This window comes from Pseudomonas sp. Cab53 (genome assembly GCF_018325965.1).
Lineage (GTDB): Bacteria > Pseudomonadota > Gammaproteobacteria > Pseudomonadales > Pseudomonadaceae > Aquipseudomonas > Aquipseudomonas chlororaphis_E.
Genome location: NZ_AP021902.1, coordinates 409,722 through 422,356, shown reverse-complemented (window position 1 = coordinate 422,356; position 12,635 = coordinate 409,722). Strand labels below are relative to the sequence as shown.

Below are 12,635 nucleotides of genomic sequence, written 5' to 3'. Positions count from 1 at the left end.
TCAATCGATTTCAACGCCGTGACGCACGACGCGTTTTTCCAGTTCGCCCCCGAGCCAGTACGACAGGTCGGCCGGGCGATCGATGTGCCAGGCGACGAAGTCGGCCACCTTGCCGGCTTCCAGCGAACCGTGGGTCCGGGCCATGCCCAAGGCCTGGGCGGCGTGAATCGTCACGCCGGCCAGGGCTTCTTCCGGGGTCATCCGAAAGCAGGTGCAGGCCATGTTCAACATCAGGCGCACCGACAGCGCCGGCGAGGTGCCAGGGTTGAGATCGCTGGCCACGGCGATCTTCACGCCGTGCCGGCGCAGGGCATCCATCGGCGGCAGTTGGGTTTCACGCAGGAAATAGAACGCCCCCGGCAACAACACCGCTACCGTGCCGGATTCGGCCATGGCGATGGCGTCGTCCTCGGTCATGAACTCCAGGTGATCGGCCGACAGCGCCTGGTAACGGGCCGCCAGGCTCGAACCGTGCAACGACGACAACTGCTCGGCATGCAGCTTCACCGGCAGCCCCAGTTGTTGCGCGGTAATGAACACCCGCTCTACCTGCGCCGGGGAAAACGCCAGGTACTCGCAAAAGGCATCCACCGCATCCACCAGCCCCTCGGCCGCCAGGGCCGGGAGCATGACGGTGCAGATGTGCTCGATGTAGTCATCGGCGCGATCTTTGTATTCCGGTGGCAAGGCATGGGCCGCCAGGCAGGTGCTGCGCACGCTCACCGGCAACTCGGCGCCCAGGCGACGAATGACCCGCAGGATCTTGCGCTCGCTGGCCAGGTCCAGGCCGTAACCGGACTTGATTTCCACCGTGGTCACGCCGTCGCGCAGCAGGCTCTTCAGGCGCTTGGCGGCGCTGGCGAACAGTTCCTCTTCGCTGGCGGCGCGGGTCGCGCGCACGGTGCTGGCGATGCCACCACCGGCCGCGGCGATGTCGGCGTAACTGACCCCTTGCAGGCGCTGCTCGAACTCACCGCTGCGGTTGCCGCCGAACACCGTGTGGGTGTGGCAGTCGATCAGTCCCGGCGTGACCCAGGCGCCCTTGAGGTCGTTGACCGCCGGATAGTCGCCGGCCGGCAGTTCTGCGCGCGGGCCGATCCAATGAATGTGTTCGCCCTGGGTGACGATGGCGGCGTCTTCGATGATCGCGTAGACGCCCTGGGCCATGGTCGCGGCGTGGCAGTTTTGCCAGAGGGTTTTCATCCCGGTTTCCTCGAATTATTCAAGATCGATTCGCGAGCAGGCTCGCTCCCACAAGGACTGCACAGAACCTGTGGGAGCGGGCTTGCTCGCGAAGACGGCGGCACATTCGACATTGATGCAAGCTGATCCTGCGCTTTCGCGAGCAAGCCCGCTCCCACAGGTATCGAGTAGGATCAACATCATGTGTGCTTGCTCGCGATGGTGTCCTTACAGGCTCGGCAACAACTGCGCCGTGACCAACTCGTTCAGGCAACGACTCGCCAACAGCTCACTGGCGGCATTGATGTCCGGCGCAAAGAAGCGGTCCTTCTCATAAAACGGCACTTCTGCACGCAGCAGGCCACGGGCCTGCTCCAGCTTCGGCGAGGTCTTCAGGCCGCCGCGCAGGTCCAGGCCCTGGCACGCCGCCAGCCATTCCACCGCGAGAATCCCGCGGGTGTTCTCAGCCATCTCCCAAAGACGCTTGCCAGCGGCCGGGGCCATGGAAACGTGGTCTTCCTGGTTGGCCGAGGTCGGCAGGCTGTCCACCGAATGAGGATGGGACAGCGCCTTGTTCTCGCTCGCCAGGGCAGCCGCGGTGACCTGGGCAATCATGAAGCCGGAGTTGACCCCGCCATTGCCCACCAGGAACGGCGGCAACTGCGACATGTGCTTGTCCATCATCAGCGAAATGCGGCGCTCGCTGAGCGAGCCGATTTCCGCGATCGCCAGGGCCATGTTGTCGGCGGCCATGGCCACCGGTTCGGCGTGGAAGTTGCCGCCGGAAATCACGTCACCTTCGGCGGCGAACACCAGCGGGTTGTCCGACACGGCGTTGGCTTCGATCACCAGCACCTCGGCGGCCTGGCGGAACTGGGTCAGGCACGCGCCCATCACTTGCGGTTGGCAGCGCAGGGAGTATGGGTCCTGGACCTTGTCGCAGTTCTGGTGCGAGGCGGAGATTTCGCTGCGCTCGCCCAGCAAGTCGCGGTACGCCGCGGCGGCGTCGATCTGGCCTTTCTGGCCACGGGCGGCATGAATGCGGGCATCGAACGGCGAGCGCGAACCGAGCACCGCTTCCACGGTCAGGCTGCCCAGGGCCAGGGCGCCGGCGAACAGGTCTTCGCCTTCGAACAGGCCACGCAGGGCGAACGCGGTGGACACCTGAGTGCCATTGAGCAGCGCCAGGCCTTCTTTCGCGGCCAGGGTCAGCGGTGCGAGACCGGCAACTTTCAAGGCCTCGACGGCCGGCAGCCATTCGCCTTTATAACGGGCCTTACCTTCGCCCAGCAGCACCAGGGACATATGAGCCAGCGGCGCCAGGTCACCGGAAGCCCCGACCGAACCCTTGAGCGGGATGTGCGGATACACCTGGGCATTGACCAGCGCGATCAGCGCATCGATCACCTGCCGGCGAATGCCGGAAAAACCCCGGCTCAGGCTGTTGACCTTGAGCACCATGATCAACCGCACCAGCGCATCGCTGATCGGCTCGCCCACACCGGCGGCATGGGACAGCACCAGCGAGCGCTGCAGGTTTTCCAGGTCTTCGCTGGCAATGCGGGTCGAGGCCAGCAGGCCGAAACCGGTGTTGATACCGTAGGCGGTGCGGTTCTCGGCGAGGATCTGCTCCACGCACGCCACGCTGGCTTCGATTTGCGCCGATGCACTGGCGTCGAGGCTCAGTGTCACCGGCTGCTGATAGATGTCACGCAATTGAGCCAGGCTCAGTTGGCCGGGGATCAAGTTCAACGCTGTCATTTCCTGCTCCTTTTGAGAGTTTTTATGTATCCGCCAGTCGCTCCGGAATGTTCCGTTATCCGTCACCTTCGCTTTGTGGGCGATGCCTTGTGGGCAAGAGGTGCCTTGGCACGCTGGCGGTTGTGTTCAATTCAGATTCGGTAACGCGTCATGCAGCACGTAGGGGTCCTTCAGCAACGCGGCGGCACTGGCGATGTCGGGCGCCAACCAGCGGTCCTGGTCGTAGGGCGGAACCCGTTCACGCAGCAGTTGCCAGGCAACGCCGGTGCCGGCGCCGAAGCGTTGCCCCTTGAGAAATTCGAAGGCCTGGGCCGCCAGCAGGTACTCGATGGCAAGGATCTGCGTGCAGTTTTCCAATACGCCGTGCAGCTTCAAGGCCGCGTTGGTGCCCATGCTCAGGTGATCTTCCTGCAACCCCGAGGTCACGTAGTTATCGAGTACTGTCGGTTGCGCCAACTGACGGTTCTGCGCACACAAAGAGGCGGCGACGTACTGCACGATCATCATCCCCGAGTTCACGCCGGGGTTGGCCACCAGGAACGCCGGCAGGCCGCTGACGTGCGGGTTGATCAACCGGTCGAGGCGGCGCTCGGCGATGGAGCCGATTTCCGCCATGGCAATCGCCAGCAGGTCCGCCGCCAAGGCCACCGATTGGCCGTGGGGGTTGGCCTGGGACATGACCCGGAAGTTTTCCGGCGTACCCAGCAACAGCGGGTTATCGGTGACCGCGTTGAGTTCGGTTTCGATCTGCTGCCGGGCATGCGCCAACTGGTCGCGAGCGGCCCCGTGCACCTGGGGGATCGAGCGGATGCTCAAGGCATCCTGGGTGCGAATGCCCAGGCTCGAGGCAATCACTTCGCTGCCGTCGAGCAAGGCGCGCAAATTGGCCCCGACCTGCTGCATGCCGGGGTGCGGCTTGAGGGCGATGATCTCGGCGTCGAACGCGGCAATCTGTCCGCGCTGGGCCTCGAAGCTCATGGCGCCGACGACATCGGCCCATTGCACCAGGCGCGTCGCATCGGCCAGGGCCAGGCAACTCAAGCCGGTCATGCATGGCGTGCCGTTGACCAGGCACAAACCGTCCTTGGCCCCCAGTTGCACCGGTTGCAGGCCTTCGGCAGCCAGGGCCTGTTGCGCCGGAACGATTTGCCCGCGGTAGCTGACCTGCCCAACACCCAGCAGGGCAATGCTGATGTGGGCCATGTGGGTCAGGTAACCCACCGACCCCTGGGACGGCACTTGCGGGGTGATGCCGCGATTGAGCAACGCCAGCAGCGCTTCGACCACCCGGCGATGAATACCGGACTTGCCCTGGCTGTAGTTGAGGATGGCGGCGCAGAGAATCGCCCGCGCCTGCTCATCGGCCAGCGGCGCGCCGACGCCACAGGCATGGCTGAGCAAGGTGTTGCGCGACAGCTGGCTGAGTTGTTCGTCCTTGAGCGAGACATTGCATAAGGCCCCCAGGCCGGTGTTGACGCCATAGGCGCGCTCGCCGCTTTCGACGATGCGCTGCACGATGGCCTGGGCATTGTCGATCCGCGCCCAGGCCTGGGCCGACAGCTCAAGCGGAGCGCCGAAACGGGCGACGGCGACCACGTCCTGCCAACGCAGGGGGACATCGGCGATGATGATTTTTTCAGCCTGGGACATCTAAAGCCTCATACACATAAAGTTGCCAATAACATTTGTGGCGAGGGGATTTATCCCCGCTGGGCTGCGTAGCAGCCCCAAACCAAGCAATGAAGTCAACCTGATACAACTGAGTTACAGATAGTCGGGGCTGCTACGCAGCCCAGCGGGGATAAATCCCCTCGCCACAACAACACCAACCTGCAAATCAGTGCACAGCCTCAAACCACCGCCGCCCGGCGCTGCACGAACCGATCGACATACTCATCCGCCGGCGAGTGCAGGATCTCTCGCGGCGTGCCGACCTGGATCAGCTTGCCGTCCTTGAGGATCGCGATGCGGTTGCCGATGCGCACGGCTTCGTCGAGGTCGTGGGTGATGAACACGATGGTCTTGTGCAGGGTCTTTTGCAGCTCCAGCAACTGGTCCTGCATTTCCGCGCGGATCAGCGGGTCAAGGGCGCTGAAGGCCTCGTCCATCAGGATAATGTCGGTGTCCGCCGCCAACGCTCGGGCCAGGCCCACGCGCTGGCGCATGCCGCCGGAGAGCTGGTGCGGGTATTTGTTCTCGTAGCCCTTCAGGCCCACGGTGTTGATCCAGTGCAGCGCCCGCTCGGTGCAGACTTGCTTGCTTTCGCCGCGCACCTTCAAGCCGTAGGCGACGTTGTCCAGCACGCTCTTGTGGGGCAGCAGGCCGAAGCTCTGGAACACCATGCTGATCTTGTGCCGGCGAAATTCGCGCAGGGCGTCCATGTCCAGTTGCAGGATGTCCTCGCCGTCCACCAGGATCGCGCCGCTGGTGGGGTCGATCAGCCGGTTGAAATGGCGCACCAGGGTGGACTTGCCCGAGCCGGACAGGCCCATGATCACGAAGATTTCGCCGGTGCCGATGCTCAGCGACAGGTCGTTGACCCCGACCACGCAACCGGTTTCGGCCAGCACCTGGTCCTTGGTCTTGTTCTGGCGGATCAGGTCCAGGGCGTCCTTGGGGCGATTGCCGAAGATCTTGAAGACGTTCTTGACTTCGATTTTGCTGATGGCGGTGTTGTTCATTTGCTCACCTCATGCCGAGGGCGACCATAGGCCTGGGTAATGCGGTCGATGACCACGGCGAGAATCACGATGGCCAGGCCGGCTTCCAGGCCGCGTCCGACGTTGAGGGTCTGGATGCCCACCAGCACGTCTTCGCCCAAGCCACGGGCACCGATCATCGAGGCGATGACCACCATCGACAGGGCCATCATGGTGGTCTGGTTGATCCCGGCCATGATGCTCGGCAGGGCCAGGGGCAGTTGCACGCCGAACAGCTGTTGCCAGCGGTTGGCGCCGAAGGCATTGATGGCTTCCATCACTTCGCCGTCCACCTGGCGGATGCCCAGGTCGGTGAGGCGAATCAGGGGCGGCGCGGCATAGATCACCGTGGCGAAGATCGCCGGGACCTTGCCCAGGCCGAACAGCATCAGCACCGGAATCAGGTACACGAAGCTGGGCATGGTCTGCATGATGTCCAGCAACGGCATCAGCACCGAGCGCAGGCGGTTGCTGCGCGCCGAGAGGATGCCCAGCGGAATGCCGATCAACACCGAGATCAGCGTCGCGACCAGCATCAACGCGAGGGTCTGCATCAGTTTGTCCCACAGGCCCACCGCGCCCACCAGGAACAACAGGCCGACGATCACCGCCGTGGCCACGACCTTGCGCGTGGCGTGCCAGGCAATGCCACCGACGATGGCCAGCATCAACCACCACGGCGCCAGGCGCAGCAGGCCTTCGAGGTTGACGATGGCCCACAGCAACGTGTCGGAGATGTGCCGGAACACATCGCCATAGTTGGTCACCAGCGAATCGACCCAACCGTTGACCCAGTCGGCGATGGAAAAGGTAAAGCTTTCGGGAAACATAAGAGACTCTCGATCAAAGGGATGCGGTGAACGTCCCGGCCAGCCCTGTGGTTGGCCGGGAAGAATTCGACCTACAGAGCCGCGTCGATTTTCTTGGCAGCGTCTTCACTGACCCAGGCGTGCCAGACTTCAGGATGTTCCTTCAGGAAGATCTTCGCCAGTTTTGGCGACTCGATCCGCTCTTTAGCCATGCGCCCCAGGTTCTGGTTCAAGATATCGATGGGCAGGTTGACCTTTTCCAGTACCGCGACCAGTTCCGGTGCCTCGTCGTGGAACGTCTTGGACAGGCCGACCTTGATGCTCACGCTCTTGTCCACGCCCGGTTTTTCTTCCAGTTTTACCAGGTCCACCTGGCCCATCAGCGGCGTGGGCGACCAGTAGTAGAACAGGATCGGCTCGCCACGCTTGTAGCTCGACAGCACGGCGGCATCCAGCGCCGGGCCGGTACCAGGGCGGAAGTTGGTGTAGGTATTTTCCAGGCCATAGCTTTTCAGCATTTCGCTGTTGTCCAGCTCGCAGGTCCAACCGGCCGGGCAATTGTAGAAGCGGCCCTTGGACGGTTCTTCCGGGTCCTTGAACACGGCGGCGTACTGGCCCAGGTCGGCAATGTTCTTCAGGCCCGGTGCCTTGGCTTCGAGCTTGCGCTTGGCATCGCCTTCCACCACGTAGCGCGGCACGTACCAACCCTCGATGGCGCCCACCACCGGCGCCCCGACGCCGACCACCTTGCCGGCCTTCTCGGCCTTGTTCCAGACCTCGCTGCGGCCGACCCACTCTTCGGCAAACACCTGGATGTCGTTGCTGCTCAGGGCGTTTTCCATGGTGATGGAGTTACCCGGCAGGCTGTCGGTCTTGCAGCCGTAGCCTTTTTCCAACACCACTTGCAGGACGTCGGTCAGCAGCATGCCGCTTTCCCAGTTCAGGCCGGCGAACTTCACCGGTTTGCCCGACTCGCACCAACCCGCCGCTTGCGTGGCGCCGGCACTGGCCAGCAGGCCCATGGAAAGCAACGTGGTCAGCAGGGTCTTGTTCGATTTCATTGTGTGACGCTCCTAATCATTTGAGTTGGCTTACGGCAGTCAAGAGGCATCCAGCCCTGTCAACGTCCCATCAGGCCGCGTGAACGCGGCCCGCCCTGCTCGGTTGTGCGTCAACCGCGTCCTGCTCGACCGGCAGGATCAATTGATCGGGTACTGCGCTGTGCCACCGCTTGGCGAGGACGTAGTACAGTGCCGCCGGGACCACCAGGCCGATGATCCACGAGATGTCCACGCCCCCCATCGCGGCCACCAGCGGGCCGGTAAAGAACTTGGTAGAAATGAACGGCAACTGGACCAGTACACCCAAGGCATAGACGCTGATACCCAAGGCGTTCCAGCGACCGTAGCGACCGTTTGGATCAGCCAGCGCCGGCACGTCATAGCGCTCGCGCGTGATGCAGTAGTAGTCCACCAGGTTGATCGCGCTCCAAGGCGTGAAGAACGCCAGCAAGAACAGGATGAACGACTTGAAGGCACCCAGAAACGAGTGCTGGCCGAGCAACGCGATCAGGGTCGCGGCGCCGACGATGACCAGTACGAAGGCCAGGCGCTGCAAGCGCGTTACGTTCAGGTGGCCACGAAAGCCGCTGATGATGGTCGCGATGCACATGAAGCTGCCGTAGGAGTTCAGCGTGGAAATGGTGACCTTGCCGAACGCGATGCTGAAGTACAGCAGCGCAGCCGTGGCACCAGCGCCGCCCAGGCCCACGATGTAGGCCACTTCGTGACCCGCGAACTGCCCGTTGGCCGAAGCGGCGGCAAACACGCCGAGGATCATCGCCACCTGCGCGCCGATGACCGAGCCGGCGCCCGCGGCGAAAAAGGTTTTCACCGAGGACGTCTTGCTCGGCAGGTAGCGCGAGTAGTCGGCCACGTAGGGGCCGAAGGCGATCTGCCAGGACGCCGCGAGCGACACCGCCAGCAGGAAGCTGCTCCAGCTGAAATGACGGATTTGCAAGAGTGCACCCACGTCCACCTGGCTGATCAGGCGAGCGAACAGGTACACAAAGGCAATCACGCCAATCACGCTGGCGACACGGCCGATGAAATGGATCACCCGATAGCCCAGCACCGTGACCAGCACGATGACACTGGCGAAAATAAGGATGCCGACACTGTCGCTGACGCCAAACAACTGGCCCAGCGCCTGGCCGGACAGCACGGTTCCGGTTGCGGTGAAACCCAGGTACATCAGGCACACCAGTACGATTGGGATGGCCGCGCCATAGACGCCGAACTGCACCCGGCTGGAGATCATTTGCGGCAGGCCGAGCCTGGGACCTTGCGCGGCATGCAACGCCATGACGCCACCGCCCAGCAGTTGGCCGATCAGCAGCCCGATCAACGACCAGAACACATCACCGCCCAGCACCACCGCCAAGGCACCGGTGACAATCGCCGTGATTTGCAGGTTGGCCCCCATCCAGAGGGTGAACTGGCTCAACAATCGACCATGCCTCTCCGCTTCCGGGATGTAGTCGATCGAGCGTTTCTCGATCAACGGCTTGCTGCTTGCACCTGTGCTGCTGGTGGCCATGGTTCAACCTCTGTGGATTGTTCTGAGATCCTGTGGAGCCTGCTTCCTGTGGGAGCGAGTTTGCTCGCGATAGCGGTGTATCAGCCGATGCCGGTGTCGAATCTGATGACGCCTTCGCGAGCAAGCTCGCTCCCACAGGGGGCCTGCGTTACTTGCCAGTAATCATCGGCAGATTCAGCCCCTGCTCCTTGGCGCAATCGATCGCGATCTGGTAACCGGCGTCGGCATGACGCATCACGCCGGTGCCCGGGTCGTTGTGCAGCACGCGGGCGATCCGCGCGGCGGCTTCATCGGTGCCGTCGCAGACAATCACCATGCCCGAATGCTGGGAGAAGCCCATGCCCACGCCGCCACCGTGGTGCAGCGATACCCAGGTCGCGCCGCTGGCGGTGTTGAGCAACGCATTGAGCAGCGGCCAGTCGGAGACAGCGTCGGAGCCGTCCTGCATGGATTCGGTTTCGCGGTTGGGGCTGGACACGGAACCGGAGTCCAGGTGGTCGCGGCCAATCACGATCGGCGCGGACAACTCGCCGCTGCGCACCATTTCGTTGAACGCCAGGCCCAACTTGGCGCGCTGACCCAGGCCGACCCAGCAGATACGCGCTGGCAGGCCCTGGAAGCTGATGCGCTCGCGCGCCATGTCCAGCCAGTTGTGCAGGTGGGCGTCGTCAGGGATCAGTTCCTTGACCTTGGCGTCGGTCTTGTAGATGTCTTGCGGGTCACCCGACAGCGCCGCCCAACGGAACGGGCCGATGCCGCGGCAGAACAGCGGACGGATATAGGCCGGGACGAAACCGGGGAAGTCGAAGGCATTCTCGACACCTTCTTCCTGGGCCATCTGGCGGATGTTGTTGCCGTAGTCGAAGGTCGGCACGCCCATTTTCTGGAAGGCCAGCATGGCTTTGACGTGGACGGCCATCGATTGCTTGGCGGCTTTCACCACGGCGGCAGGTTCGGTCTTGGCACGGGCGCGGTATTCGTCCCAGGTCCAGCCGGCCGGCAGGTAACCGTTGAGCGGGTCGTGGGCGCTGGTCTGGTCGGTGACCATGTCGGGGCGCACTCCGCGACGGACCAATTCCGGCAGGATTTCAGCCGCGTTCCCACACAGCGCAATGGAAATCGCCTTGCCTTCGGCGGTGTATTTCTCGATACGGGCCAGGGCGTCGTCGAGGTCGGTGGCCTGCTCGTCGACGTAGCGGGTCTTGAGACGGAAATCGATACTCACCTGCTGGCACTCGATGTTCAGCGAGCAGGCACCGGCCAAGGTCGCGGCCAACGGCTGCGCGCCGCCCATGCCGCCCAGGCCGGCGGTCAGGACCCAGCGGCCCTTGAGGTTGGCGTCGTAATGCTGGCGACCGGCTTCGACGAAGGTTTCGTAGGTGCCTTGCACGATGCCCTGGCTGCCGATGTAGATCCAGCTGCCAGCGGTCATCTGGCCGTACATCGCCAGACCCTTGGCGTCGAGTTCGTTGAAGTGTTCCCAGGTGGCCCAGTGCGGCACGAGGTTGGAGTTGGCGATCAGTACGCGCGGGGCATTGCTGTGGGTCTTGAACACGCCCACTGGCTTGCCGGACTGCACCAGCAGGGTTTCGTCGTCATTCAGATGGGTGAGGCTTTCGACGATCTTGTCGTAGCACTCCCAGTTGCGTGCCGCGCGGCCGATGCCACCGTAGACCACCAGTTCCTTGGGGTTCTCGGCCACTTGCGGGTCGAGGTTGTTCATCAGCATGCGCAGCGGCGCTTCGGTCAGCCAGCTCTTGGCGGTCAGCGTGTTACCGCGAGGGGCGCGAATTTCAACGTCACGGTATTTTTCAGGTTTGCGGGTAGCGTCGGTCACAGCAAAAACTCCTCAGCGATCAATCCAGACCAGCCCGGCAGCGGGCAGCGATTTTGCGAACGTCGCGTTGAATGTCGTCACTCATACGCATACGTCTTTACTTGTATGTACAAGCATATGCAATCAAGCGGCCAACTTATCCAGGGCCTGTTCAGGAATCTTTTGAGAAATGGCTGGGAAGCGCGAATTTGAAGGGCTGCCAAGGCAGATTAAATTTTCGGCCGGGCGTTTTCAGGCGGGAAAGCAGTGGGTATACAGGCATGGTATTGCGCCACGCTGGGGCATTCGGTAACAAGTTGGTGCACACAGAAGACACGCTTTTTGTGGCGAGGGAGCTTGCTCCCGCTGGGCTGCGCAGCAGACCCAAAAAAAACAGGGCCGCTACGCGCCCCAGCGGGAGCAAGCTCCCTCGCCACCAAAGCCCTGTCGCAAGATATGTCAGTGAGCTGTCAGCTCAATCACGCAGCATTGGCCGTGGACAGTGACATCCATCAGCCCAGTGTTACCGCTCAGTTGCAAACAGTCGTAAAGACCCAGGCCCGCAGTGGTTTCGCCCACTTTGAGCGTCAGCCCCGGGCCGCACTGAATATCAGCAGCGTCTGCGCCTCGCTGAAAAACCGTTGCTGGCCGCCCAGCCATTGCAGCCGTGCGCGGTAACGCTGTGGCGCGTAGATCAGGTTGAAGTCGCGAATCGGCCCGCCGAGCAAGGTGCAATGCACATGGCTCTCGCCACTGAACGCAAAGGGATCCAGCGGCCGCAGTGGCCGCGTGGCCTGGCCATCGACGCTCAGCGTCATGCCGTCACCCTGCAAGACACTGATAATCCGCTCGTAACCGGCGAACGTGGAAAAACCGCCGGACTCGCCAATATCGGCAATCGAGAGGCGCCAGCCGAAACCTTCCAGGCCGGTGCCGGCATCGCGGGTGATTTCCTCGGTGCTGCCACCGCCGTTCTTCCACGGCATGCGCGGGTAATCCGCCGCGCGCAGGATCTTCAATTCGCTCACTTATGAAACCGCCCTTCCAGACTGTGACGAGAACCGGGATGAATCAGCCGTGCCGCGGTCACCGGCTGACGCCCCGACCAGGTACGACGGCGGATCAACAGGCACGGCTCGCCCTTTTCGATCTGCAGCAACTTGCACTCATTCGGCTCGGCGAGAATCGCCTCGACCACGTGCTCGCCTTCAGTCAGCGGCGCGACCTGGTTCAGGTAGGCGTAGGGCGTTTGCAGGGTGAAGTCCTGCTTGAGGTATTCCGGCGCCACCAGCGCGTTGACGAAACGGTCCTCGATTTGCACGGGGATATCGTTTTCGAAATGCACGATCAACGAATGGAACACCTTCTGGCCTTCACGCATGTCCAGCGCCAGGGCCCGCTCGGAACCGGCGGCCTCTTCTTCCAGGGTGATGACCTTGCAGGTGTGGCGATGCCCACGGGAGGCGATCTCGTCGGCGATGTTGTGCACTTCGAACAAGGCAGACTGGCTCTTGGGTTCGGCCACGAACGTGCCGACGCCCTGCATGCGCACCAACAGGCCGTCGGCGGTCATCTCCCGCAAGGCCCGGTTGATGGTCATGCGGCTGAAACCCAACTGGCTGACCAGCTCGCTTTCCGACGGCACACGGTAGTGCGGCGGCCAGTTTCCACTGTCGATCTGCTGGGTGATCATCTGTTTCACGCGGGCATACAAGGGCGCCGGGCTGTCACCCATGGTTGCGGCCAGCGGCGGTTTGGCAGGCGGAGTCG

At 63.0% G+C, this 12,635-nt stretch carries 9 protein-coding genes and 2 pseudogenes; all 11 read right to left on the bottom strand.

What is annotated here, in order from left to right; translation table 11 throughout:
- The 11 genes and pseudogenes from hutI to hutC all read right to left on the bottom strand — a co-directional run bounded on the left by hutI (position 1) and on the right by hutC (position 12,600).
- The gene (hutI, locus tag KI241_RS01810; protein ID WP_042732474.1) at positions 1-1,203 is read right to left on the bottom strand and encodes an imidazolonepropionase; all 1,203 of its coding nucleotides are present in this window, start codon (positions 1,201-1,203) and stop codon (positions 1-3) included.
- Positions 1,204-1,410: 207 nt separating this feature from the next.
- A complete protein-coding gene (hutH, locus tag KI241_RS01805) occupies positions 1,411-2,943 on the bottom strand; it encodes a histidine ammonia-lyase (protein ID WP_042732475.1) in 1,533 nt (510 codons plus the stop codon).
- A gap of 126 nt (positions 2,944-3,069) precedes the next feature.
- Complete coding sequence (hutH, locus tag KI241_RS01800; protein ID WP_123579393.1) at positions 3,070-4,593, bottom strand: histidine ammonia-lyase; 1,524 nt, start codon at positions 4,591-4,593, stop codon at positions 3,070-3,072.
- A gap of 200 nt (positions 4,594-4,793) precedes the next feature.
- Complete coding sequence (locus KI241_RS01795; RefSeq protein ID WP_052497403.1) at positions 4,794-5,624, bottom strand: glycine betaine/L-proline ABC transporter ATP-binding protein; 831 nt, start codon at positions 5,622-5,624, stop codon at positions 4,794-4,796.
- Positions 5,621-6,472: a proline/glycine betaine ABC transporter permease gene (locus tag KI241_RS01790; protein ID WP_047736151.1), complete on the bottom strand. Its 852-nt coding sequence runs from the start codon at positions 6,470-6,472 to the stop codon at positions 5,621-5,623. The genes KI241_RS01795 and KI241_RS01790 overlap by 4 nt, the downstream gene beginning before the upstream one ends.
- Positions 6,473-6,543: 71 nt before the next feature.
- On the bottom strand, positions 6,544-7,512 hold the full coding sequence (locus tag KI241_RS01785) for an ABC transporter substrate-binding protein (protein ID WP_053148595.1): 969 nt from the start codon (positions 7,510-7,512) through the stop codon (positions 6,544-6,546).
- Between the two features lie 70 nt (positions 7,513-7,582).
- Positions 7,583-9,049 carry a cytosine permease gene (locus tag KI241_RS01780; RefSeq protein WP_212803293.1) on the bottom strand — a complete coding sequence of 489 codons (1,467 nt, stop codon included), beginning with the start codon at positions 9,047-9,049 and terminating at the stop codon, positions 7,583-7,585.
- Between the two features lie 46 nt (positions 9,050-9,095).
- Positions 9,096-9,185, bottom strand: a pseudogene (locus KI241_RS27660) (metal ABC transporter ATP-binding protein); the annotation flags it as partial.
- A gap of 12 nt (positions 9,186-9,197) precedes the next feature.
- Positions 9,198-10,886: a urocanate hydratase gene (hutU, locus tag KI241_RS01775; RefSeq protein WP_047736153.1), complete on the bottom strand. Its 1,689-nt coding sequence runs from the start codon at positions 10,884-10,886 to the stop codon at positions 9,198-9,200.
- Positions 10,887-11,324: 438 nt separating this feature from the next.
- Positions 11,325-11,893, bottom strand: a pseudogene (locus KI241_RS01770) (HutD family protein).
- On the bottom strand, positions 11,890-12,600 hold the full coding sequence (gene hutC / locus KI241_RS01765; protein WP_172679745.1) for a histidine utilization repressor: 711 nt from the start codon (positions 12,598-12,600) through the stop codon (positions 11,890-11,892). The pseudogene KI241_RS01770 and the gene hutC overlap by 4 nt, the downstream one beginning before the upstream one ends.
- Between the last annotated feature and the right edge of the window lie 35 nt (positions 12,601-12,635).